At 38.1% G+C, this 24,651-nt stretch carries 20 protein-coding genes and 1 pseudogene; 6 read left to right on the top strand and 15 right to left on the bottom strand.

Annotated elements, in window-relative coordinates:
• Positions 1–59: 59 nt before the first annotated feature.
• The 11 genes from B9T29_RS15495 to B9T29_RS15445 all read right to left on the bottom strand — a co-directional run bounded on the left by B9T29_RS15495 (position 60) and on the right by B9T29_RS15445 (position 13,735).
• Positions 60–794, bottom strand: a complete 735-nt coding sequence (locus B9T29_RS15495) for an OmpA family protein (protein ID WP_228146634.1) — start codon at positions 792–794, stop codon at positions 60–62.
• Positions 795–827: 33 nt separating this feature from the next.
• Complete coding sequence (gene tagF / locus B9T29_RS15490; RefSeq protein ID WP_086176775.1) at positions 828–1,787, bottom strand: type VI secretion system-associated protein TagF; 960 nt, start codon at positions 1,785–1,787, stop codon at positions 828–830.
• Positions 1,788–1,836: 49 nt separating this feature from the next.
• Entirely contained in the window at positions 1,837–5,661 is a 3,825-nt protein-coding gene (gene tssM / locus B9T29_RS15485) for a type VI secretion system membrane subunit TssM (protein WP_086176774.1), read from the bottom strand.
• A gap of 56 nt (positions 5,662–5,717) precedes the next feature.
• Complete coding sequence (locus tag B9T29_RS15480; protein WP_086176773.1) at positions 5,718–7,136, bottom strand: hypothetical protein; 1,419 nt, start codon at positions 7,134–7,136, stop codon at positions 5,718–5,720.
• Positions 7,133–8,128 (bottom strand): type VI secretion system baseplate subunit TssG, encoded by a 996-nt coding sequence (tssG, locus tag B9T29_RS15475; protein ID WP_086176772.1) that lies wholly within the window; start codon positions 8,126–8,128, stop codon positions 7,133–7,135. The genes B9T29_RS15480 and tssG overlap by 4 nt, the downstream gene beginning before the upstream one ends.
• Positions 8,092–9,900: a type VI secretion system baseplate subunit TssF gene (gene tssF / locus B9T29_RS15470; RefSeq protein WP_086176771.1), complete on the bottom strand. Its 1,809-nt coding sequence runs from the start codon at positions 9,898–9,900 to the stop codon at positions 8,092–8,094. Before tssF ends, tssG begins: the two co-directional genes overlap by 37 nt.
• 11 nt (positions 9,901–9,911) lie before the next feature.
• Positions 9,912–10,388 (bottom strand): type VI secretion system baseplate subunit TssE, encoded by a 477-nt coding sequence (tssE, locus tag B9T29_RS15465; RefSeq protein ID WP_086176770.1) that lies wholly within the window; start codon positions 10,386–10,388, stop codon positions 9,912–9,914.
• An 81-nt stretch (positions 10,389–10,469) separates the two neighbouring features.
• Positions 10,470–10,973 (bottom strand): Hcp family type VI secretion system effector, encoded by a 504-nt coding sequence (locus B9T29_RS15460; RefSeq protein WP_086176769.1) that lies wholly within the window; start codon positions 10,971–10,973, stop codon positions 10,470–10,472.
• Between the two features lie 64 nt (positions 10,974–11,037).
• Positions 11,038–12,519 carry a type VI secretion system contractile sheath large subunit gene (gene tssC, locus B9T29_RS15455; RefSeq protein ID WP_086176768.1) on the bottom strand — a complete coding sequence of 494 codons (1,482 nt, stop codon included), beginning with the start codon at positions 12,517–12,519 and terminating at the stop codon, positions 11,038–11,040.
• A complete protein-coding gene (gene tssB / locus B9T29_RS15450; RefSeq protein ID WP_086176767.1) occupies positions 12,512–13,015 on the bottom strand; it encodes a type VI secretion system contractile sheath small subunit in 504 nt (167 codons plus the stop codon). Before tssB ends, tssC begins: the two co-directional genes overlap by 8 nt.
• Positions 13,016–13,030: 15 nt before the next feature.
• Positions 13,031–13,735: a hypothetical protein gene (locus B9T29_RS15445; RefSeq protein ID WP_228146632.1), complete on the bottom strand. Its 705-nt coding sequence runs from the start codon at positions 13,733–13,735 to the stop codon at positions 13,031–13,033.
• A 366-nt stretch (positions 13,736–14,101) separates the two neighbouring features.
• Here B9T29_RS15445 and tssH point away from each other — a divergent pair, with 366 nt between their 5' ends.
• From tssH to B9T29_RS15415, 6 genes are read left to right on the top strand one after another with little or no spacing between them, the layout of a single operon-like run.
• Positions 14,102–16,768: a type VI secretion system ATPase TssH gene (gene tssH, locus B9T29_RS15440; protein ID WP_086176766.1), complete on the top strand. Its 2,667-nt coding sequence runs from the start codon at positions 14,102–14,104 to the stop codon at positions 16,766–16,768.
• Positions 16,769–16,806: 38 nt separating this feature from the next.
• Positions 16,807–17,937 carry a type VI secretion system protein TssA gene (tssA, locus tag B9T29_RS15435; protein ID WP_086176765.1) on the top strand — a complete coding sequence of 377 codons (1,131 nt, stop codon included), beginning with the start codon at positions 16,807–16,809 and terminating at the stop codon, positions 17,935–17,937.
• Between the two features lie 5 nt (positions 17,938–17,942).
• Positions 17,943–19,307: a type VI secretion system baseplate subunit TssK gene (gene tssK / locus B9T29_RS15430; protein WP_086176764.1), complete on the top strand. Its 1,365-nt coding sequence runs from the start codon at positions 17,943–17,945 to the stop codon at positions 19,305–19,307.
• 11 nt (positions 19,308–19,318) lie between these two features.
• Positions 19,319–20,125, top strand: coding sequence for a type IVB secretion system protein IcmH/DotU (gene icmH / locus B9T29_RS15425; protein ID WP_086176763.1), 807 nt, complete (start codon positions 19,319–19,321; stop codon positions 20,123–20,125).
• Between the two features lie 25 nt (positions 20,126–20,150).
• Positions 20,151–20,765 (top strand): hypothetical protein, encoded by a 615-nt coding sequence (locus tag B9T29_RS15420; protein ID WP_086176762.1) that lies wholly within the window; start codon positions 20,151–20,153, stop codon positions 20,763–20,765.
• Positions 20,762–21,727 carry a M15 family metallopeptidase gene (locus tag B9T29_RS15415; protein ID WP_086176761.1) on the top strand — a complete coding sequence of 322 codons (966 nt, stop codon included), beginning with the start codon at positions 20,762–20,764 and terminating at the stop codon, positions 21,725–21,727. Before B9T29_RS15420 ends, B9T29_RS15415 begins: the two co-directional genes overlap by 4 nt.
• 41 nt (positions 21,728–21,768) lie before the next feature.
• Here the strand turns inward: B9T29_RS15415 and B9T29_RS15410 are convergent, their stop codons facing one another.
• The 4 genes and pseudogenes from B9T29_RS15410 to B9T29_RS15395 all read right to left on the bottom strand — a co-directional run bounded on the left by B9T29_RS15410 (position 21,769) and on the right by B9T29_RS15395 (position 24,650).
• Positions 21,769–22,533: an alpha/beta fold hydrolase gene (locus B9T29_RS15410; RefSeq protein WP_086176760.1), complete on the bottom strand. Its 765-nt coding sequence runs from the start codon at positions 22,531–22,533 to the stop codon at positions 21,769–21,771.
• 289 nt (positions 22,534–22,822) lie between these two features.
• The gene (locus B9T29_RS15405; protein WP_086176794.1) at positions 22,823–23,692 is read right to left on the bottom strand and encodes an MBL fold metallo-hydrolase; all 870 of its coding nucleotides are present in this window, start codon (positions 23,690–23,692) and stop codon (positions 22,823–22,825) included.
• A 5-nt stretch (positions 23,693–23,697) separates the two neighbouring features.
• Positions 23,698–23,913, bottom strand: a pseudogene (locus B9T29_RS15400) (DUF6691 family protein); the annotation flags it as partial.
• Positions 23,901–24,650, bottom strand: coding sequence for a zeta toxin (locus B9T29_RS15395; RefSeq protein ID WP_086176759.1), 750 nt, complete (start codon positions 24,648–24,650; stop codon positions 23,901–23,903). The pseudogene B9T29_RS15400 and the gene B9T29_RS15395, both read right to left, overlap by 13 nt.
• Position 24,651: the final 1 nt, after the last annotated feature.

Here is a 24,651-nt window from a genome sequence, read left to right as displayed (position 1 = left end):
AAAAATAAATAAGGAAGCATCATGCTTCCTTATTTAATATCGTTTTTAAATGCAATAACTTATTGAACTTGAAACTCAATACGACGGTTTTTTCTGCGACCCTCTACAGTGGTATTATCAGCAACAGGTTGATTCGAACCGAAACCTTCTGCAGTTAAATTTACAGCTGCAATATTTTTCCCAATTAAATAATTTTTCACTATAGTTGCACGCTGCTGGCTTAAAGTCAGGTTTTTATTTGCATCACCAGAGCTATCCGTGTGGCCAATCACCTTCACTTTTTTACCGCTGACTTTATTCAATGCTACCGCCATTTCATCTAAAATTTGTGTGCCTGATGCAGTTAACACAGCACTTCCAGATTCAAATTCAATAATACGATGCTTTAATGTGGCATCAATCATTTGTTGCTCAGCTTGGTTTACGGATAATTGTGCATTTAAACGATAAGGAGCTGCTACAAGACTGTGAAATTTTGTAGTTGTCGGCTGAAGATCCTTTTCATCGCTCATTTTTCCGGATAAATCCACCTGCGTACCACGTACGGTTAGTTTGCCTTGTTTTACTTTCTTTAAGTCATCGGTAATGACATTACTCACAGCACCGCTCCAACCATTAGGAGCAGTAACAGCACGGACTTGAAGTCTATCGATGACATTCTCTTGCCCATAAGTCGTGTACATTTTATTTAAAATCTCTTGTTTACTGGCTTCATTGGGCACCGCCCCCTCAATGACAATCGGCTCGGCATGGGTCACTATAGATAAGCTGAAAATTAAAAAAAAGATCTGCATAATAATTTTAATATATTGTTTTTTCATAATATTTTATTCATTAATAAAGGTTTGTTTAAACAGTTTCATACTTTGTATAAGACTTAGTTGGCGCTCACTTAAAACTTGTTCTAAAGCAGCAAGTCCTGCATTTTGTTCTAAATAAGGATCAATCCAGTTGGCTTGAAGCAGTGAAACCCAATGCCCGGAATCCATTTTTTGATTGAATATCTCGCTTAATGCAATAATATCGGCACCTTGGAAACCAAACAGCAGCACGGGTTGCTTCAGATGCAAAATTCCCGTCCATAATTCTACATTTTGTTTTGAAACAAAATAACTGATCAAATTGACCCAAAAAGCGGCTATTTCATGGCTATAATTGGTGTTATTGATAGGTAAAATCAGGACTTTTTTGATCTGCGCCGTTCCTTGTTGAATCACGGGCTGCAACAATAATCCCAAACCGATCATATTTTGAGCCAGCTCATTGGCACTTAAACTCATTAATTGTGCAAATGAATGGATAGTATGATCTTGATAAAACTCAGCACTTTCATTACGTGTAAGCACTTCAATTTCATTGCTTAATTTTTCCAGTTTATCAGGTAGAAGATCAGGCTCACTGAGCGACTGTAATTCCCTATTCTTTTGCAATAAATCAATTAAAGTCTGCTTATAACGCAAGGGTGCGTACAAAATATTATCACCGGGCGAATCAACTTCTAATAAATGACTCAGCAACATCGGAAATTGACGACCTGAACTATCTTCACTGCTGATTAAATTGGCGACCAGAAAACTGCTGTCCTGTGGATTTGCAATAAAAAAATCCAGCGTAGGGAGTTGTTTATAGTTTGTAGCAAAATCAGCTGATTGCATGGCATATTCCAGTGCCTCAGTAATCCATTGATCTAGTAGTTGAATTAAAGCGGACTGCCCTCGCGTTTTCAAAAAATCACCATGTGCGGGACATTTACCATAATAAATCGGGAAAGTTTTCATGGTATGCATGAATATGCTCCCTCTTTTTTTGATGTGCGGATGAGATGCTTTATATTCATCATTGGCTAACTCCAGCACTATTCATACTTGCTAATGCAGGAGTGGCATTTGTTTTAACCACTGCTACAGGTGTTGGGACTGTCTGGGCTGCAACCACACGAACCGATTTATCATTCACCACCTGATCAACCAGTTGCATGCCGGCATACCCACGACTCGAACCAATACGTCCTGAATTACCACTAATCAAACGGAAATTAACTTTTACGGCTAGCTCAGGATTTTGTTGATCTTTCCAGATCATCTCAAAACTATCGCCACGTTGTGTACGCTGTGCATGATCAATCAGGCGATTAATGCCATATTCCCCCGGTTCATCCAAGATGGTATGTATTTGTCCTTGCAAATCTACCGCGCTAATACGTGCACCCGGAATAGAGCCTTGATTTGGCCAGACAAAATTCACCCATTGTTGAATGCCATTTTCATAGACCATTCTTTGGCCATCAATATCAATGGTATAAGACAGAAGTTGTGAATTTTCTAAAGGATAAAACTGGAAATTCGATTGATTGCTTGCCGCTATTGCCGTTGTTTGGTTCAACTCCCCTGTTGCCATGCCATTATTGGGGGCCACATAGCTTTGGAAATTCATTACAAATTGTGGATTCAGACTAATCCCCAAATCTTTCCAGGTTTTGGAGGTTAATAGATAGCCACGACGAATGACCAGCGGATCGAGATAGTCTTTGACAAAACGTGCAATACTGCCATTTTCACCCAAAATTTGACTGATTTCTTGGCGAGTGGCCTGCAATGTTGCAGAAGAGTTAAATGGATATTTTTGACTTAAGTTAGCGCTAAATGGCTGATTCGCTTGGATCATCCATAATTTATTCATTTCATGCTGTGCTGGAATCAATAAGCAGGCAAAGGATTGAGTTAAGGGACTCATTAATAATTTTTGCAGAACTTGCTGATCTGGGTCATTCAGTCCAACAGTCATTTTTTCATCAATTATTTTTTGGCTATTATTAAAAACAGAGTTTTGATCATTAATCGTTTGCTTGACTAAAATAAAGGCTGCCGGACCAATATCCCCGGTACTCTTCAGATCATTAAATTTACTCCTGACCTGTGCAAGTGATTGCATATATTCATCTAATAAAGATTTGTTTTGCTGATCATCGCGTTTACGAATTAATTGATAGAACATCTGGAATTCTTTTAAAATGACTCTTTGTGCCTGATTCGATGCCAGGTTCGTCGCTTTAGGCTCATCCTGAGTTAAAATTTTAGCTTTAAGCCATGCCATGAGACCAGTTTTCGGTGTAGCCAGTTCTGCCTGAAGCACTGGGTTATCCCAACTGGTTTCTTGAGCAATATGCTGAATAATGGCACGAATGGGGGAATTTTCTGGCTCGCCCAAGATATCAATATTTTTTGTTTGCTGGTTAAAATCGCTGGCCTTGGCATAGTAAATGCCATTTGAAAATTTACGCCACTCAGCGATATATTGCTGCTTATATAGTGCTGTTAATTGCTTACGAATCTGGTCTGAACTGCCACTAAAAGTGAGATCATCCGATTGAGTGCTATTTAACACCCAGTCTTTGCTATCTATTGGGCGGTTTGCGGCATCATCAATCGCTTTTTCTACATATTCAGTCCATGCTTTATAAGTAAACATGCCAGGTAAGGCATAACTTCCCAGTACTATATTTTGGCCATTTCCCCCCACTAACTGCTTTACAGTTACAGCAGGATAACGCACTGCGGCACGCATTTTGATTTCGTTATACACACGGTCCCGTGCAGGCATCCCCCGAACGACAGCCAATAAAACCTGACGGGTCTGATCAACCAGCAAAGCGTCTGCTTCAAGGATTGGAAAATTTTGAGTATGTGCCAGCGTGATGCTATAGGATAATATTTGCTCCGCTTTCTGGATCATTTCACCACGTGGCATCAGGCCACGGTTTGAATCCAGCCAAGGACGCCAGAAACGTGTCAACTGATCACCTAAATGACTTGAATCCATATATTGAGGATTACTCAGCATTAAGTAAGCCTTTAAAGCATTGTAAGCATCTTGGGGATTGCTTTCAGATGGTTCTAAATATTGCTGATTTTTATCGACTTGTTTTATTTCAACACTAACATGATTGGCCTTTAAAGTGGCTTCGTTGCTTTTTATACGTTGTAAATACTGTGCAATATTCTGTTGTGTCGGCTGCAAAAGCAGTTGTCTAATGCCCTTTAAATATTCAGTTTGTAATTTTTCTAGCAACGCATGACCCTGATACAGTCCAAAGCTAAACTGTAGAGGCTGAGTTTCTTCAAATTGATCAAGCTGCTGCATACGCTCCTGTAAAATCAGCAAGGCATTCAGTTGCGTAGAGAGTTCTTGTCCGGATTGCTTTTCCAGTTGGACGACCTTGTCCAGATCGGATTGCACATCGGCAATCAATTGCTGATTATTCCGATATGACCAGACCCATAAACTTAAAACAATGGATATACCCAATAAGGCAGTGATAAAGGCTAAGTAACGTTGTTTCTTACGTACAGGATTAATATGCTGTTTAACCAGATTTTGGTCTTTCAAAATCACATTTGAAAATAAACCTTTTAGAAAGTAGCCATGGTTTTGTGAAGTCGAATTACCCAGTTCAGTATTTTCACTATTTAAGTTTTGTGATAAATGAAAATCCTGTGCAATCTGCTGGGTCATTGGACTTTCAATTACACCTTGTTGTAAGGCACTGGTAAAATAGAAACCACGGAATACGGGTTTAAACTGATAGGGATTTTCTTCAAATAAAGTCCCAATAAAAGTTTTCAGTACTGGTTTTAAACTTTTGAACTCTAAAGGAAATGTCATCACACTGGGTGAAATATTCTGGCTATGACGTCGACTAAGATGCGTGGTACTTAGCCCTTTTAAACCATCATATAAAACAGCATAATGCTGTTCAAAAATCGTCATTACATTCTGGACGGAATTTGGCTCGTACTTTAAAGTCGCTCCCCACACCTGATCAAACTCGTCGACGTCATAACATTCAAAAAATTCAGTAAATCCTGCGATTAAATCCATTTTGGAAAATACTAAATAAACAGGTGCAAATATCTCTAAACGTTCGGTAATATCTTGAATGCGCGCTCTTAAATTTTTAGCCAGCTGGATTGATTTCTCGGGGCTTTGGCTGATCAGTTCGGCAATGCTGACCACCACAATTAAACCGTTAACCGGTGCTCGAGTACGGTTTTTCTTTAATAAATTCAAAAAGCCCAACCATTTAGAATGATCCTCAGCATAAACTGAGTAGCGCCCGGCAGTATCCAGTAACACCCCTTCGGTAGAGAAAAACCAATCACAGTTTCGAGTGCCACTTAGACCAGAAGAAACCCTTTTTTGATGGGAATCCTCAAAGGGAAATTTCAGCCCTGAATGATAAATTGCCGAACTTTTACCTGCAGCTGGATTGCCAATCACCATATACCAAGGTAATTCATATAGTGCTGCATTGCCTTTTTTATCTCCCAACTTTGATTTACGAATCAGCTGGATCGATTCTTTCATTTGCTGACTCATCAGCTGTAATTCTTGCGTATCTTTCTGCTTGCCATATTCAGCTTGTGTATCATTTTCAATAGCTTCAGCAAGCACTGCACCCTGTTGTGCATGACGATATTTTTGAATTAGCCGATATACGCCATAGCCGATAAGTGCAAAAACATAGGTTGCAACGAGCGCCCAAAAAATATTTCGAGGAATGATGTTATAGGAAGAAATCAATGCCACTAAAAAAGAGAGTGCAATAATGGCTTTGGGATGGGTTACATATTGCCAGACATAAGCTAAAACGGTATAAAACATGTGATTCTCGTTATTCTATTTATTTTTATTCATCTTTAAATGGTGAGTACTTCAAGTCAATTTTCTACAATTTTAGTTTGAAAAAAAGCATAGGTTGAAGCTTGATCGCTACTGTATATCATTATTGTTATTTCCTCTGGCAGGTGCATACCCAACATAAAGCCAAAAATCTTTGCCAGATGTTGTGTATGACCCAGCATTGATTTTGTATATAAAAGATGATGGGTTTCAATTAAGGCGGGTGCAAATCTCTGATTATTTTTTTTAATACTTTTTATATCCGTTGCATCATCTAAAACCAATACAAAAGGCTGTTCTTGTTGGATTTGATCTGTATGATGAGTTACTACTTGATTGAGACAAATAGATAAATCATCTCCATCGCTGGCAACTTTAAGCACCTTGATGGCATCTATGTTATTGATCTTCACCTCTGCCGCCGCCACACACCAGCTGGATGCAAATTCTGCTGCCAAATAATTATCCATCTGCCACATTTTTTCATCCAGCAATGTTTGGTCAATTTCCGAATCCACATTGATGAGCAATGAAACTTCATCACTTTGGGTTGAAATTTGCTCCAATAATTTAAGCCAGTATGTATAAGCGTTTTGCGAGGCAATATAATGAGGCTGCAGATGTATTTGCTGCGAAAGAATTCCCAACGATTCTATAAAATGAAGCACTATTTCCTGCGTTAAATGTTCATCCCAAGCCTGTAATAAGTTGTCTGATAACAAGAGATGAATGTTAAGTCGATTTAGACGTGGCACCTGCTCAATTGAAATGTCCTGATCATCTTTATCATCGGTTGTAGTATCGGGGTTGTTCCATGCAGGATGCATCCGATATTGATAGGCTAGTTCACTATCATAAAATAATGCAGATTGCTTTAAATGTTCAGCCACTTGCCATAAGATTTCAGTTTGTTGTTCTAATTGTTGTTGAATTAAAGCTTTTATACGTGCTAACCGACCCTTTTGATCTCCGCTATTCTGCTCATCCTCCTGTAGCTCTGCCACATGATCAAGTGGATGAATTCTATATGACAAAACAGGTAAACCAACACTATTTGCCAAGTTATAATCTAATTTCGGCGTTTTAAAATTTTTTAGCCCCTCTATAATTTTTTCATTTTCACCAAATGCATGACATGCAAATGATGAAAAGACATTTAAATTAAGCCATTTAATCTCTTCAATTTTGGGCTCCTTATCTGTCTGAGCTTTATTCAATTGCTGCTGTTCTAATAGGGTTTGATTTTGCTGTTCATGACGCCGTATATATAACCGATAAGCCCGATAAATGAAATATGGCGCAAGCAAAATTAAAGACAAAAGGACAGGTAGAACAAAAAAGTATGAGACTAAATCTAGAGCTGAAGGATCATATTGGATATCACGCCAGTAATAAATAATGACCATACTCAGCAATAGAAAAATACTGCTAAAAGTTCCCAGCATCAGTTTATTCATTGCATGTCTCCTAATAATGCATAACATGTCTCTGAATTGGCTTCCGTATGTTTAGGTATTAAAAAAGTGCCCTGGGCCAAGCCCTGTTCTGATCTTGAATCCAGGCAAAGGGGCTGGATGTCTTCTTTTTTTAAAATTAAACGCAAATCCACCATCATCGTTGGGCTACACCAGGTTGAAAGTATTTTCTTTAATTTTTCACTCATCTTTTGCTGCGGTAAAAAGCTGAGATAATCAGTTCTAGATAATGGGCCAATCTGAATTTCTATTTTCCCACCCATTTGACGAATACTATCGCCACAAAAGGTATTCATTCCGAGTAAACCGGTATTTAAACCACCTAAAGTTGTTTTTTGTGCATCCGCTAATTTAAATTTTTCTTCAACCCACTCTTTTATGACAAATTCCGTTTTGAAAATACAAGTCAGCATAGTTTTTAAAGCATAGGCAGTATTATTTTGGCCCTGCATTAAACCTGAAAATTCAGCAAAATAATCTTCCAATTCAGGCTGATTCTGTTGTGTTTTGACATAACCATTTAAGGCATGCAAAATATCCAGATAATCATTTTCCCTTTCAATTTCATAACGTATAGGCAAATAATAGGCCAGACTCGCATCGACATATTGTGCGGTCAGCTTATGATTAAATAAGCCTAAAAATTGAAGCGTTTCTTGTTTTTGCTGACGACGGCTTTGTTTAATTTTATGGGTGTAGCTATAAGGTAAAGCGCCTTGTATACCGGTTAAACCCATCATTAGATTAGTGATCTGAATATATTTATTATCCAAGCTTAAGCTTTCAATCTCAGTCACGGGAAAATTAAGATTTAAAGAACTATAAAATTTAAAATCATTCGCCCAGTACTGGGTGGTAGATGAATATGGCGTGTGACGCAACAAACGAATCGCCTGAGTAAACTCATAAGCTGTTGGGGTTGTAATCAGATCATCAATTACAGAAGCTTCTTGCCACCAACGTTCTGCACGCATTGGTATAACTCCTGTTGGGTATTTGAATCGTAGATCACAAGATCAACATAACTATTCATTTGTACTTTTAAATTAAAAATATGACTTAAAAGTTGAGTGAAAATATACAAACTATGGCCTTTAAAAATTTGTGAATCTATTACCAAATTCACTTTGATGCCACGGACAAATAAGGGAAAAGGTTGGGCTTCAACTAATTTTTGGGTTAAAGAAAAATCTATCTTTTTAATGGCATCGATAATTTGTTGGTTTTCTTTCAATTTAGGCAAATTATAAAGTGCTAACAGTTCCTTAATATGACTAATGGCATTCCCTTTCATTAGCGACAAAGTATTTAAAGATAAATGAGAAATTATGCGCCATTGTTCTTTTTTATTTTGCTCAAAGTAATAAGGCTTGGTCGGTCGCTTGAGAATCAATGCTCGCCGTACAAGATGACTATCATTCAAATTCAGAACATTTTTGGCCTGACTTAAAGCTTCATGCGGCAAGTCTCTATTGCAACAAAGCAATTGCGCACTAATGAAATCAGCCTTGGTACTATGTGGCGACAAAAATTTGGAAATAATGGAATAATGGATTCCCACTGAATTATTCTGTAATGGTGTAGGATTTAAACTATAAAAATATTGCTCCCTATGCTGTTGATAATGGCTCATGGCAAAAAAGGGTAAAATTGGAACAACAATCTGATCCTGATTACTTTTTTCCCGAATCATGTTCATCTTCACTATTGAATATAACTGATAAAATTCAGGATGATGTGCATCGGTGAGCAATGGATATTCTAATTGTTTATGGTTTATTTTCTGAGGTTCTGCCTGTTTATAAAACAAGTTCACCACAGGTGTTGCAAACAGTTTAAAGTTTGCAACATTCAGCTCGCTATAATTTCGAATACAGGCCTGATCATTTAAATTCAATTTGAAATGAATCAAGATCTCAAATTCGGTATCTTTCGCTGCTAAATGTTCTAAGAAACTTAAATCAAGATTGAGATAATTAAATTTTTCAGCAAAACAAAAATATTCCATCAGTAAACGATAAGCATGATGCGTATGCTGATCAATCGGCAATAAGCTTTCAGATTCAGCAAATCCCATGACTGTAAATGGATTAGCAATTTCAATAATACGGTTGCCAATTTTTAATGAAAATCCTGTACTGGTATGAAATATACTATCCAAAACCTGCAAAGGAAAATTTGCAATAGCATCAAGGTAAATCGGTAAATTTTCATTGCTCAACAGCTTGGGAGTAGGTTGATAAATTTTAAAACTTAAACTGAGGGTCGCATTCTGATTTAAATGCATGTGTGCACTAGGATGGGTTTTAAAATCCAAATGATTTAAAGCGATTGGTAGTAATCGAACAGGCTGTGTCGTGGTAAATTCACACTGTACACCTTTAAAACTGCGTGACTTTAACGAAGTCGCTTTAGGAATTTCATGTACTTCAGTTAGCTGTTTTAACTTGTTTGTATCTTCAAAACTGACCACTGAACATGCAGGAAATGGCTTAAGATACTGAGGAAACATCACTTCAAATAATGAGCGGGTAAACACCTCATAGCTGTCGGCTAATTTTTTATCAATACGCGCAGCTACTAGGGAAAAAGCCTGAATCAAACGCTCAATATGCGGATCATCAACTTGCTCTTGATTGAGGGATAAGCGTTGAGCAATTTTTGGATATTTTTGTGCAAATTCACGCGATTGTTGCCCAAATTCTTGTAATTGCTTTTCATAATACGGTAACAGTTCTTCAATCACAGCAAACCCACTTAAGATCTGGCGGAAATAACATATTGTTGTGTGGTTGGTTTCAGTAATACATCTAAAATAACCGGCTCAAATAAAGGCTGAATGTCTAAGTAAGCTTGAATACTTAAAGACAATGCCCCCATATTATGACCATCAAATAACATGGTGACCTTAACCTGTTTTAATCTCGGTTCATGCGCAGCAATTGATTGTTCGATAGATTGACAAATTTTATCCCGATCGATGGGATTGGCCGTAGATAATCCGACAAAATCAATAATCCCAAATAGCAAAACAGACTGTTTTGCTAAAGGAAAATCATCAATTACACCATCCAACAGCGCCATACGACTATTCAGTAAATCCTCTAGATCCGAGGCTACAGATTCTCGTAATTGCTGAAGTGAAATCCCTCTATCATGCTGTTCAGTTTCATCGAATAAGCGGTCGAATAAAGTCTTTTTAAAGCCGTACGGATATAATTGGTCTAAGTTCATGTTTTTTTTATTATTTAATAATGAAAATTAAAAATCACTCATAGTGACCAACGGCAGTTGGCCACTATTTAGGTCAGTCCATTATGCAGCGTAAGAAGCTGTATTATTAGAAAGTGACCATTTCTTGGTGACAGCACCTTTTTGTGTGCCATTAATATCTTGCTGGTTATAGGTCCATTCTACGGCAGCATATTTCAGACCTAATGATTCAGTGGGTACACCTTCTTCATTCACATTTGGCGTAACGCTCGAAACAAGCACATGCTTTAATTTAATTTGAAGATATTTAATACGCTTATCACCATTGGCACGGTAAAAATCGATTTGAACTTCGTCAAAGGTATAACCAGCAGAACATGCTTCCCAAAGTTTTGGACTTGTTGCATCCAAATCTTTCACAAAAAGCATATCTGAGTGCTCAACACGCTCGGCAGTATGGCCACCTACACTTGAAGATGTCGCAGATTTGGGTTGGCGAATATTGTGTGCCCAAGAATTGACTTCTAACCAGTCTTTGTGCTCGGAATCACGAGATTCGCCATCAACTTTATATTTGCCTCGAAATTGTACGTATATATCTTTCATTTTTTATATTTTCCTGGTTTATTTTTAAATTATTATAAAATTGCATTCTAATTAAACATGCGATTTAGTTAGAAGACTGAGGTAACTCAGTAACAAGTCGCAATGAAACCGACAACTCATCCAATTGAAAATGTGGTCGCAAAAAGACCACTGACTTGTAGTGCCCAGGTTGAGCCAGGTTTTCTACAACTTTTACTGATGCTTCACGAAGCGGATATTGTGCTTTAGCTTCTTGTGATGCGCCATCATCTAACAAAACGTATTTTGATAGCCATTCATTTAAGAATGCTTCCACATTGCCCGCAGATGCAAAACTTCCCACTTTGTCGCGCATCATGGCTTTTAAATAATGAGCTATACGTGAAACGGCCATAATATATTGAATTTGACTGGATAATACTGAATTGGCATTTGCGCTATCACTGTCATATTTTTTAGGTTTTTGAGCCGATTGGGCACCAAAGAAAACGGCATAATCGGTATTTTTACAATGTACTAAAGGGATAAATCCTAAATCACTGAGTTCTTTTTCACGACGGTCAGTAATGGCAATTTCAGTTGGGCACTTGAATACCACTTCACCATCGTTGGTCTTGAAGGTATGTACTGGTAAACCTTCAACTAGGCCACCACCTTCAACGCCACGAATGGCTGCGCACCACCCATGCATATCAAAAGCATTGGTTAAACGTGTCGCAAAGGCATATGCTGCATTCATCCATAAATATTCAGCATGGTTTTGACCAGTAACTTCTTCTATAAAGTTAAACCCTTCAGTAACAGTGCCATCTTTAGGATGATATGGCAGACGCCCTAATACGCGCGGCATGGTCAATGCCACATAACGGGCATCATCGCTTTCGCGAAATGAACGCCACTGAATATATTCAGCAGTTTCAAAAATTTTAGAAACATCACGTGGGCGATCAATATCAGTAAATGACTCTAGGCCCAGCATGCTAGAACTGGCTGCAGAAATAAAAGGTGCATGCGCTGCTGCAGCAACATGGGAAATCTGCTCCAGCAAATACATATCGGATGGCGTACGGTCAAATTCAAAATCACCGACCAATGTGGCATAAGGTGCACCACCAAATGAGCCATATTCTTCTTCGTATATTTTTTTAAATAGCGTACTCTGATCAAAATCTGTCGCCCCCTGAAAATCTTTAATCAGTTCTTTTTTGCTGGTATTGAGCATGCGAATTTTAATTAAAGAATGGGACGGTGTTTCTTGACAAAAATAATATAAGCCTCTCCAGGTTGATTCAATTTTTTGAAATTGTTCATGATGAATTATTTTGCTTAACTGCTTGGAAATTAGTGCATCAATTTCTGCAATTCGTTTATCAATCGACAAGGTCATATTTTCGGAAACGGTTATGGTTCCAGCCATGACTTCTTTGGCCAATTCTCCAATCAGGCTTTTTGCACGATCATGTTCTTCCTCATTACGTGCGATACGACTTTGCTCAACAATTGAATCCAGCAAAGTAAATTCTTTAACATCAGTATGTGTGGCAGTGGCAGCTTGTAAATTACTCATGTTCTGCCTCCACGCTTAGCTTCCGAACTTGATCTGTATTTTTTAAAATTTCATCCAGCAAGTCTTCAAGACGTTCATTATTTGAAATCTTGTTACGCAAATCGGTTAAACGCTCTCGTGCTTCAACCAGCTTCCGTAAAGGATCTACCTGCTGTACGACATTTTCGGGACGGAAATCTTGCATTGCATTAAAAGTTAAATCCACGGACATGCGACCACCTTCTTCGGTCAAGGTATTTTCAACCTGAAAAGCAGCACGTGGTGCCAGCGATTGCATCACCTCATCAATGTTATCCAAATCAACATTGATAAATTTTTTATCTTTTAATTTGGTCTTTTTTAATTCTGAAGCAGCTGAAAAGTCACCCAACACACCAACCACAAAAGGCAACTCTTTTATTTCTTTGCCATCGCCAACTTCTACATCATAAGTCAGTTGTACACGGGGTGGACGAATGCGTTGTAATTTTTTTTGTACACTTTCACGTTTAGCCATGAAGACTATCCTATTTTAGTTCTTATTAAATGAAGCAAATGGGCTTGTACCCGAAGTTATAGAATTGTTACTTTGCGGTTTTGTTGCAGCAATAGTATTCCGTGCAGAGGTTTTAATTATTTTGCTCTGTAAATTGAAATTTTTGGGACGGCTTAATGATGTGGCTTTATCTGCTGTACGATTTGTATTCAATGTGGTTTTCACGCGTGATTTTAATCTGATGCGGTTTGCAGTGACAGCTTTAGCATTAGATGTATCAGGTTCTGGTAGTGCATTATGAATATGATCGGACAATTCTTTTGCTGCAGGATAAGTACTTTCTTCATTCAGATAACGCATTTCATGATTACGCATATGCTGTAAATTATTCTCGGCAATTCCTAACCCAGCCAGAAAAGCCACATCAGTCAATTCTCTACGCTGAATATTCTGTTTACGCAAGTCATCTACTAATTGTAAAACTTTTAGATTTTTACCCAAGGCCTGAAATCTTTGAGCAGCTTGAATGGATAATTGATTTTTCAATTCAATATTTTTTTTATTTTTTCTATCACATATCTGACGATAAATATTTAATAATTCTGGATCGGTTTCATCGCCTACTAAAGGATAATCCTTAATGCAAGCTTTTTTGAGTTCAATATTATTTTCGCTCGCAAATGTGAATGGACTGATCGATAGCATGACCAGCAAAGGTAAAAAAAACTTATATTTATTCAAAAGATGCCTCTAATTTTTCTAGTTATAAATTTAATTATTAGTATATGTTTAAGCACATTAAATGATTTTATCGTCTTTAATTTATTATTTTGACTTTTTATCCATGCACAGATTTAACAAAAAATAACCACCCTAAGTCAACAGGGATGGAATGTGAAATAACACTTTTTATTGTTTTTTTATGTAAAAAACACCAGATATTTTTTTTAATTTTATAAAAATTATGTGTATCATGTGCACATATTTTTTATAAAAAATTAATAAAACATTATTTTAAATAAATAAAATTTAAAAATAATAAAATCAGGATATTTCAGTATATAAACATAACAAAAACTGAAGTTCTTTACAGATGTTGAGTGTGATATGAATAATTTAAAAATTTTGATTACAAAATTATCTTCTTGTGCCCGTATAGCACTGGAAAAATCGGCAAATAGCTGCATAGCTCAACAGAATTATGAAATAGAAATTGAACACTTTTTTTTAGAAATTCTACATAATTATGCAAATCATGATATCCAACTGCTATTGGAAAACTACAAAATATCACGCCATGGATTGATGGATGATTTAAAGAAAAGTATTGCACAATTGCCTAAGGGCAATACGCGTACTCCTATTTTCGCAAAATCAATCGAGCATTTATTGGAACAAGCCTGGTTATTAGCCTTGGCAGAACAAAAACCTTTGATTCGAACTGGTCATCTTCTGGTGGCATTATTAACAGCATCAGATCTTAATCAAATCGCTATCCGTGCCTCTTGCTTATTTGAGTTATTTCCAGTAGATCACATGAAACATACTTTTTTAGATGTATGTATACAAAGTATCGAACAAGCATCGGAACTGAATGCAACTCATTCCGAGACCATAAAAACCACGCAGTTATCCAAACAGATATTAAAAACACCTGCTTTAGATCAGTACACCATTGACTTAACTGAAAAAGCCAAAAAAGGTGAAATTGATCCAGTGATTGGCCGTGAGTTTGAAATTCGATTGATGCTGGATATTTTAATGCGCCGTCGCCAAAACAATCCAATCTTAACGGGTGATCCTGGAGTTGGTAAAACAGCAGTAGTGGAAGGCTTGGCTGTGAAAATTGCGAATAACCAAGTTCCAGATGCTTTAAAAAATGTTCATTTACATATCCTTGATATGGGGCTTTTACAGGCAGGTGCCAGTGTTAAAGGTGAATTTGAAAATCGTCTAAAGCAGGTCATTCAGGAAGTTCAGAGTTCTAACCATCCCATTATTTTATTTATTGATGAAGCCCATAGCCTGATTGGTGCGGGTGGTCAAACTGGACAAAACGATGCGGCCAATCTGCTTAAACCCGCGCTTGCGCGTGGCGAATTACGCACCATTGCAGCAACGACTTGGGCTGAATATAAACAGTTTTTTGAAAAAGATGCAGCACTCAGTCGTCGCTTTCAGGTAGTTAAGGTGGAAGAACCGACTGAAGCTGTCGCTATTGATATGTTACGTGCCATGATTCCTGTCATGACCCAACATTTCAACGTACAAATTGATGATGAAGCAATTATTGCAGCAGTGCATAGTTCTCATCGATATATCAATGGGCGTCAGCTTCCAGACAAAGCCATCAGTGTGCTGGATACCGCAGCAGCCCGTGTTGCCTTAACTCAAAATGCACAACCGGTTAAGCTAGATCAGTTACAGGCACAATGGCATAACCTGAATCTGGAACAGGATATTCTAGAACAAGAACAGCAGAATATGCCGATTCACCATGAACGCATCATTGAGCTGAATGCTAAAATTTCTGCATTAGCTCAGGAAATCAGTGATACACAAGTTCAATGGCAAAAAGAACTGCAGCTGGTAAACAAGATTAAAGAAATTGAACATCAAGATACTTCAAGTCATTCAAATCCAAATATTGCTCAATTGCGTCATGCACTGGCTCAGCTTCAAGGTACGACTCCGCTGGTTTTTGAACGCGTGAATACGCAGATTATTCATGAAATTATTTCTGACTGGACCGGAATTCCTGTGGGAAAAATGGCCAATAATGAGATTAGACAAATTCTGACTTTAAAAGATAAACTTTCAGCACGAGTTATGGGACAAGATGATGCCTTACATCAACTGGTTCAAGGTATAAAAACCGCTAAAGCCAAACTTGAAGATCCCAATAAGCCACAAGGGGTATTCTTATTGGTGGGTCCAAGTGGTGTAGGTAAAACAGAAACTGCTTTAGCACTGGCTCATGAATTATACGGTGGTGAATCTCATCTGATTACCATCAACATGTCTGAATATCAGGAATCCCACACCATTTCATCGCTTAAAGGAGCACCTCCGGGCTATGTCGGTTATGGCCAAGGTGGCATCTTAACTGAAGCGGTACGTCGTAACCCGTACAGTGTGGTCTTATTGGATGAAATTGAAAAAGCCCATAGTGATGTTCAGGAATTATTTTATCAAGTTTTTGATAAAGGCATGCTTGAAGATGGTGAAGGTCGTCTAATTGATTTTAAAAATACCACCATCCTGTTAACCTCTAATGTTGGTTCAAGTAGCATTATGCAAGCCTGCTTAAATTCAGCAGTTAAGCAATGGCCAACAGCAGAGAAATTAATTGATCTCCTCAAGCCTAGTTTGTACAAAAAATTTAAACCGGCATTTTTAGGTCGTATGCGAATCGTGCCCTACTTCCCTTTGCATGATGATTTACTGATCCGCATTATCAAGCATAAATTGAGTAAAATTACTGCACGCTTAGAACAACAATACGCTATTCACGTTACTTATAGCCAAGATCTGATTGAATTACTGCTCAGCCGTTGTACCGAAGTGGATAGTGGCGCTCGCAATGTCGATAACATCCTCAATGCGTCAGTATTACCCGCTTTAGCCACACACATTTTAGTTTGCCTAGCAGAGCAAAACTTACCGAAGCAGATTTATATTAAAGTTCAGGATAATGACATTGTTTATCAGCTCGATCCTGTAGCAAAAACAACAAAAAAACGTACTCAAAAAACCAGAGTCACTGAAACATAATTTATAAAAACTTTTAAAAAAAATCAGAAAGGCAGAACATGAGTTTAGAACTCGAATTATTATTAAAGGCAATTTCAGATGAAGCCCCTTGTGGAATGGACTGTTCTCTCTCCAATGAATTTCATGCAATTAAAAAAGCAAAAATTCAGGATGATCCACGATTAGATCAAGGTGACTGGATTGCTCAACCCAAACAGGCCGATTGGGGTTTTGTACATACCCAATCTACTGAATTATTAACTGAAAAAACCAAAGATATTCGATTATATAGCTGGCTGGTTGAAGCATGGTCCAAGCTGTATGGTTTTGATGGTGTAGCCAAAGGTTTGGAATTAACCCAACTTAGCTTAAGTCATTTCTGGGTGTGGTTATATCCTGAAATTGAAGATGGCGATTTGGAACAACGTCTGGGCTTATTGCAAGGACTGGTTAATCAGCTGCCCGTGTTGATTAAGAATATCTCACTTGTAGAAGATACTTCGCCTTTTTATTGTTTAATGGACTATGACGGTATATTGCATCATCAAAATTTACGCCGTAAGCATGGCGAAGAAAACAGTGAAATATATCTTCACACCTCCTTAGAGCAGTTTGAACAGGCATTATTGAATAGTTCAAAATCTTTTCAATATCAAAATTACCAAGTCTTTTTAGAAATTTTAAAGCAGTGGAATATTTTAAAAGATGTGCTTGATGGTTTAATGGGCCTAGATGCTCCAAGTTTTGCAGCTATTGATGCTCAGCTGGAATCTATTCATGGCAGTCTGAAAAAAATCTATAAAATTGATGCCCTTAATCCAGTAGCAGCAATCACAACTCCATCAACCCCCATCACTGGTATATCCATTTCACCTGAAACGATAGACTCAGCTATTGATGGGACTGGCAGCACAGCCATAACCCGTACACAGAAATTTCAGCCACAAGCGCAAAATCATTTGGCTAATCGTGAACAAGCCATGCAGCTTTTACAAGAGATTGCCGATTATTTTCAGCTTAATGAGCCACATAGTCCGGTCAGCTATCTGCTACAAAAAACCATTAAGTGGAGCCAGATGCCTTTACATGAATGGCTAAGCCAGGTGATTAAAAACGAAAATCCTTTAGAGATAGTACATGAACTTTTGGGTGTACAAAACAATATTCATAACACAAATAACGATTGGTAAATTTAATGTTTAAAGCAGAAAAAATTCTTTGGGGCGAAGGTTTATTTTTACGTCCGCAGCATTTTCAATTACAAGATGCCTATCATGAACAGCGCTTAAATCACACTATACGCTCCACCATTCCTTTCGCTTATGGTGTCCAATCCATTGAATTTGATGAAATGCAATTAAGTACCCATGTGCTGGCTTTAGAAAAAGTGGAAATGCTCTGGCAAGATGGCGAGATTTACCAGGCACCAGCTCGTGACTTATTACCCGAACCGATTCAGCTGGATGATTTAACTTTACGTGGAGAAATGACGGTTTATTTGGCTTTACCGATGATACAACCGAATAAACCGAATGTATCTTGTCACAATAGTCACCAACCTGGCCGCTATCACTCACATTTAACTGAAACACATGATTTATTTACCGATGCGACAGCAGCAGATATCACTTTATTAAGACGCCGTGCAGAATTTAAACTACTTGAATCGGATATTGAACCCAATCATGAGCTAGATGGCTTCTTATATTTACAGGTGGCAAAAGTTAAACGTCAAAGTTCGGGAAATTTTGAATTCGATGCTAAGTTTATTCCACCCATCTTACATATTGATGCATCTGCAAGCCTGATGTCAGTTTTAAAACGTAGCTTAAATGTGATACAGGCGAAAATTAACACCATTCAAAGCAACAATCGTGAAAATGAGCAAAAACTTATTGAATTTCGTTCAGGAGATATCGTTTCTTTCTGGTTAGTCAATGCCTTAAATACCGCATATGCCACCCTGAATCATCTTTTACAATATCCACATATTCATCCGGAACGATTATTCTTTGAATTGCTCCGCTTAACTGGATCACTGCTCACCTTTTCTACGGCATATGAAGTGGATCAATTGCCTCATTATCAGCATCATCATTTACAGGAAAGCTTTTCACAGCTCGATGCCATTTTACGCGATTTACTCGATACCATTATTTCAAATCGCTATATCAGTATTGCCTTAAAAGAAGCGCGTCCATCCTACTGGATTGGAAGTCTGGAGTCCGACAAAATTACCCATGACACGCGGCTTTATATTGCTGTTTCAAGCGGCATGATGCAAAGCCATGAACTGGTTCAATTGGTACCGCTGCGTTTTAAAGTCGGTAATTCCGTGGACGTTGAACAACGCGTTGTTGCTGCCCTGCCTGTTATTCCTTTACATCACTTAATGCAAATTCCAACCGCGATTCCAGTACGTTCTGGGGTCAGTTATTTTGAAATTGAGCCAAACAATGAATTGTATCAGCGAATGCTGGATGCTGAGTCGATTTGTATTTATATCCCGGCTGGGTTTCAGGATATTTCGGTTGATGTCATTGCCGTGATCAATAGCTAAGGAGCCAATATATGAATGTCAATAATCCTGCGCCTTCACTATTTGATGATGGCCAAATAGGCCTCGGGTTAAACCCAACGGCAACTCAAACTAAAGTGACGAATGCAACTAATCTTGTTGATTTATTGCATGATGGTTTCTATGTGGTTTTTTTATTGAAGAATCAATATATTCCGGCCCATCCAGATGATTTTCGGGACAAAATTTTAAATCTGTTAAATCATTTTGAAAATCAGGCGCGAAAACTGCAATTTTCAGCAGAAGATATTCATGATGCACAATATGCGTATTGCGCATTACTGGATGAAACTATTGTAACGCAACAGGATGTGCAATTTTTTGAGTTACAAAATAACTGGATGATCAGTCCTTTACAGTTAAGCCTTTTTGGCTCTCAACTGGCAGGTTATCGTTTTTTTGAAATTTTGGAATCACTTCGCCGTCAGGGTAAAGATCGCCTCGCAGCATTAGAAGTCTTTCATTATTGTATGCTACTGGGCTTTCACGGTAAATTTCGAATTGAATCTATACAAAGTTTAAACCATCTGGTGGCACGAGTTGGCGATGAAATTGACTTTTTAAAAGGCAAAAAAGCCTCTTTTTCACCCTTTGCTGCCTTACCTGATCAAATTAAACATATCATTCATCGTGAATTGCCATTTTTCTGGATTTTAATATTTTTGGTGTTTTTTGCTTTGCTGTCATTTGTATCCTTGAATTTTATGCTTTCAAATCAGAATGATAAATCCATAGCGCTTTACCAGAATATAATTAGCCAGCCTAAAGAACAGGCCTATATCACGATTCATTTACCCTAAAAATTTAAAAAAGAAAAATCAGCAAATGGCAAATCCAAAACCCACTTCTTTAAGAATATTTCAGCCTGCGAAAAATAAATATAATTCAGCAGTGTGCTATGGAATTTTAGGCTTTGGTGCCGCCATTATTTTTAGTGCGACTGTAAGATATAGCTATTTAAACCGTTTAGATCATCAAGAAATTCAGCGTCATTCTGTATCTAGTCACCCAGATCTTTTCGAGCAAGATGTAGGGAGAAATAAAGAAAATAATGGAAATAAGCAGCAAATTTCGACCGACTTAGAAATACCTGCCAACCCCTTTGATCTTCAAATCCATCAGCCTGAACAAGAGAGTGATTTAAGCCAATTTTTTAACCATCAAACTCAATTAAAATCCATAACAAAACATCCAAATGCTATGCACAGCCAAGTTCGGTCACAGCAGTATCCATCCCATAACCAGACTACCGCTAAAGCAACGACAAAAATCGTAATACCCATCTCTACCACTTCAAATTCTACACGGGGGAATCAGCCCAAGATCCCTATAAAAAATGCAGTAAAAGATGTGGAAGCCGATGAATTATCGCAATATTCTGTAATTATTTCTGAGACTAAAGCACCAGCCATGCACCCAGAAAATGCCGTATCTCCATGATTATTGCAATTTTTACTGGTTTTATCTTGCTGGCTTGCAGTCTGGCATGGTTATTTTCTTATGATTTACGCATTAAAGTCCAAGGCTTCTTTTTTGTCTTTATTCCACAAAGTAAGAAAAAAATTTATTTGGCCAAGCAGTTTGCTCAACAGTTAAATGATGCTGCGGCACCTGAACAACTCCAGTCGCATTGGCATTTACAGCAATGGTGGATTCTTGTTGCAGGTTTTTTGCTATTTTCCAGCATCGTGATTTTTGCTTTTACCCGTCCCATAAATCCGACCAGAATTGAAGCCGATTATTTAAGAGAAGTTGATCCGCAAATTTATGCCTTGCTCGATGGGCAAATGCTTTCGCCACCCGCCGAAGTGGAACAGTCATTAATCGAACAAGCGGTGCATGCAGCTGTAGATGTTGAATCTACTCAATTCAGTATTCCTGCAGAGAGGGTTAACTCTAATATTGAAGATGTGTATAGGCAAAATTCCTATGCTGATCTGCTATCCGCCGATCGTAAATGGTACAAAATGAATCCACGTTATAAACAACGTTTATTAATGGTATTTAAAATCATGCAAGAACGTTATGGTTATGAAATGGTTTTATTAGAGGGTTATCGTAGTCCAGATCGCCAGAATTCCTTGGCTGGAAATAGTCATATTACCCGTGCCAGAGCTTTTCAAAGTTATCATCAATTTGGTTTAGCTGCCGATATTGCATTTAAGCGTAACGGTAAAGTAATTATTTCAGAACGTAATCCTTGGGCAATGCAAGGTTATCAACTCTATGGAACAGTTGCTGAATCGGTCGGTTTAACTTGGGGTGGTCGCTGGGCATCCATTCAAGATTATGGACATAGTGAATATCGCATGCCTGGACTTAGAAAAACAGCTGCAATGGCTGGACAGTTAACTACTGAAGGTCAACTGTTAGCTAAGCATGGCAATGAAGCTTTTGAGTAACAGCCAGATTTTAATCTGGCTGTTACTTTGTGCATGAGAACTTAGTTTAGATATTGGTTCATTTCATCCAGAACCTGTTGAGTTTTTTCAGCATGCAGCCAATGTCCTGCATCCTCAATCACCTGAATTTTGGCATGTGGAAATTGCTGCTTGATCGCACTGATATGTTCATCTTTACTGATATAAGCCGACTTACCGCCACGAATAAACAGTACCTCTTTTTGCCATGGCTGGATTGCCTTCCAATCCAAGATCTCTGAATAATGATGAAATAATGCATCAACATTAAATAACCATTGCCCTTTATTGAAGGACTTCATTAAAAACTGGATGATCATTTCTTCATTTAAATATTCACGCATAATTTGGGTCGCCTGTTGTCGGCTTTCAATCTGTGCATTTTTTACTGCAAATAAAGCTTTAAAAATTTGGTCATGATGACTTTCTTGATACGCAAATGGTGCCATATCCAGAACCACCAGCTGCTCTAATTGATCCGTTGCACTATTGGCCAGTTGCATGGCAATTTTCCCACCCATTGAATGGCCAATCAGGGAAAATTTTTGAATATTCAATGCATCTAAGGTTTCTAAAATATCTTGCGCCATTACGGCATAATTCATTTCAGCTGAATGTGCTGAATGACCATGATTACGTACATCCAGCTGAATAACCGGATGTGATGGGTAAAATGCACGAGCCAACATGCCTAAATTGCTTAAACTACCAAAAAGACCATGAATAAAAACGAGTGGTGTTTTTTCTGCTGTACTTTCATTGTGATGAATTTGGTGATTTAAAATCATGGCTTTTGGAATGACCTTGGTAACTTTTTAGATAGGTTATCTTTGACGATAATAGGTATTTAATCAATTGCCATTTTAAGTATATATTTTTTTACTTAGGCTATTTTGAATGATAGATAAGTTCAGATCTCGTATTTTATTAAGATGTATCGAATAAAAGAGATTAGAATTCCAATCCTGACCAGAATGGCAGAATCATTTTAAAATAAATCAAAAACTTAAATCTTGAATAGTGTCTTAGGCATACGGAATAACACTAGATTATTAAACTTCTACTCCATGCTTGATCTTATTTAAAATAATTGAGTGGCAATTTTAAATAGCGAATGCCGTTTGCTTCAGGATCAGGAAACCGCCCTCCATCCATATTGACCTGAATGGCAGGTAAAATCAGTTTAGGCATAGACAAGGTCGCATCACGGCAGTTACGCATTTCCACAAAATCTGCTTTGGTTGTATGTTCATTCAGGTGAATATTAATGTTCTTCTGCTCTTGAATGCTGCTTTCACAGCGATATTCCTGCCGACCTTGGGGTAAATAATCATGGCAGAGAAAAACCCGGATTTGATCATCCAGCTGGTAAAGCGCTTGAACGGAATCGAATAAAGTAGCTGCACTGCCCTTGGGGAAATCACAGCGTGCTGTGCCGTAATCAGGCATAAACAAGGTGTCGCCTACAAATACCGCATCCCCAATGACATAGCTTAAGCATGCAGGTGTGTGTCCAGGTGTAGGCATGTTATAGGCTGCCAGCTCCCCTATTTTAAATGCTTCTCCATCTTCAAACAGATGATCAAAGCTTTGACTGGCATTAAAGTGTTTGATGTCCAGATTATAAATTGCGCTAAAGGTCTCCTGCACAATGGCTATTTTTTTGCTCATTGCAATTTTTCCGCCTAATTGCGCTTTTAAATATTGCGATGCAGTAAGGTGATCTGCATGAACATGGGTTTCCAAAATCCACTCTACGCTTAGGCTATTTTTATGCACGTAGTCGATGATTAAATCGGCCTGTGTGGTCTTGATGGTTGCTGACGGCGCATCATAATTCAGTACACTATCGATGATGGCACAGCGCTGGCTGACAGGATCTGTCACCACATAGCTAAAGGTATTGGTCTGCTTATCAAAAAAGTGCTGAACTTGTGGTTGCTGCATCATACTTATTTTCCCATCAATTGGCGCTGAATCAGCATGCCCGCAAACATGGCGGCTATAAAGTAAAGGGCTTGATAATATCCCAAACCAATTAAAGTCAGACTGGGTGCAGGACAGATTCCAGCAATCCCCCAACCAATTCCAAAAATCAAGCTGCCTATCAATAATTTAGAATCTATCTTATTGTTAGTGATCTTGAGATAAAGAATTATTCCATAAAATCTTGCAGTACTTTTTCTGCAAACCACCACGGCAATTGCTCAAGCGCCGGATTCATTTTCAATGTTTCAGCGGCTTCAATCTCGGCAATAAAGGCCGCTTTTTCGCCATTGGATGAGTTATCAAACAGATAGGTACGATCACTGGCATCGATCGCCTGCATGAGCAAATCCATACTGCGGTAATAACGTTCCACAATCTTTTGCTCTGGAACAGGATGTCCACCTACACTCACCCGATATTTAACCCGGGCAATATTAATTCGCGGGTCTACCGTAGAAACATAATATAAATAGGTTTTAAACCCCTGCCGCTGTGCTTGTTGTAGAAACTCGACCTTAGAAATATGCGACATTACCGTTTCAAAGGTAAAACTGATTTTTAAGCGCAAAAATTCCAGCCGGATATAGTCAATAATCCGTGCGCAAAGATAAGAATCTATTTCTGATGCATGAAACTGGATATTCCAGTCATCGACTACTTTAGGCTCTTGTTGCAGTAAAGCAACTAGCTGCCCGGATTGAGGACGTTTTTTCTGCTTAAGGAAAGTAACTAGAGCCTGGGCTTTTAATGCAGGATGATAGGCCATTAAATCCAGTCGCTGACTCGAGCGCAGATTATGTTCCAGGTCATCGGCATTTAAATAAGCCCCAATATGATGGGGCAATAAATATTCTTTGACGGTACTTTTTCCAGATCCATTCGGACCGGCAAACATCCTTATTCTTGGTTGAGGCATT

It is taken from the genome of Acinetobacter sp. ANC 3903, from assembly GCF_002135315.1.
In the GTDB taxonomy this organism is placed as follows: domain Bacteria; phylum Pseudomonadota; class Gammaproteobacteria; order Pseudomonadales; family Moraxellaceae; genus Acinetobacter.
This window is presented reverse-complemented; position numbering and strand designations above follow the sequence as displayed.

What these genes read in the sequence shown, in the direction of transcription:
- B9T29_RS15495 (WP_228146634.1), bottom strand. Translation starts at nt 794, where the DNA reads ATGCAGATCTTTTTTTTAATTTTCAGCTTATCTATAGTGACCCATGCC.
- tagF (WP_086176775.1), bottom strand. Translation starts at nt 1,787, where the DNA reads ATGCATACCATGAAAACTTTCCCGATTTATTATGGTAAATGTCCCGCA.
- tssM (WP_086176774.1), bottom strand. Translation starts at nt 5,661, where the DNA reads ATGTTTTATACCGTTTTAGCTTATGTCTGGCAATATGTAACCCATCCC.
- B9T29_RS15480 (WP_086176773.1), bottom strand. Translation starts at nt 7,136, where the DNA reads ATGAATAAACTGATGCTGGGAACTTTTAGCAGTATTTTTCTATTGCTG.
- tssG (WP_086176772.1), bottom strand. Translation starts at nt 8,128, where the DNA reads ATGCGTGCAGAACGTTGGTGGCAAGAAGCTTCTGTAATTGATGATCTG.
- tssE (WP_086176770.1), bottom strand. Translation starts at nt 10,388, where the DNA reads ATGAACTTAGACCAATTATATCCGTACGGCTTTAAAAAGACTTTATTC.
- B9T29_RS15460 (WP_086176769.1), bottom strand. Translation starts at nt 10,973, where the DNA reads ATGAAAGATATATACGTACAATTTCGAGGCAAATATAAAGTTGATGGC.
- tssC (WP_086176768.1), bottom strand. Translation starts at nt 12,519, where the DNA reads ATGAGTAATTTACAAGCTGCCACTGCCACACATACTGATGTTAAAGAA.
- tssB (WP_086176767.1), bottom strand. Translation starts at nt 13,015, where the DNA reads ATGGCTAAACGTGAAAGTGTACAAAAAAAATTACAACGCATTCGTCCA.
- tssH (WP_086176766.1), top strand. Translation starts at nt 14,102, where the DNA reads ATGAATAATTTAAAAATTTTGATTACAAAATTATCTTCTTGTGCCCGT.
- tssA (WP_086176765.1), top strand. Translation starts at nt 16,807, where the DNA reads ATGAGTTTAGAACTCGAATTATTATTAAAGGCAATTTCAGATGAAGCC.
- tssK (WP_086176764.1), top strand. Translation starts at nt 17,943, where the DNA reads ATGTTTAAAGCAGAAAAAATTCTTTGGGGCGAAGGTTTATTTTTACGT.
- icmH (WP_086176763.1), top strand. Translation starts at nt 19,319, where the DNA reads ATGAATGTCAATAATCCTGCGCCTTCACTATTTGATGATGGCCAAATA.
- B9T29_RS15420 (WP_086176762.1), top strand. Translation starts at nt 20,151, where the DNA reads ATGGCAAATCCAAAACCCACTTCTTTAAGAATATTTCAGCCTGCGAAA.
- B9T29_RS15415 (WP_086176761.1), top strand. Translation starts at nt 20,762, where the DNA reads ATGATTATTGCAATTTTTACTGGTTTTATCTTGCTGGCTTGCAGTCTG.
- B9T29_RS15410 (WP_086176760.1), bottom strand. Translation starts at nt 22,533, where the DNA reads ATGATTTTAAATCACCAAATTCATCACAATGAAAGTACAGCAGAAAAA.
- B9T29_RS15405 (WP_086176794.1), bottom strand. Translation starts at nt 23,692, where the DNA reads ATGCAGCAACCACAAGTTCAGCACTTTTTTGATAAGCAGACCAATACC.
- B9T29_RS15395 (WP_086176759.1), bottom strand. Translation starts at nt 24,650, where the DNA reads ATGCCTCAACCAAGAATAAGGATGTTTGCCGGTCCGAATGGATCTGGA.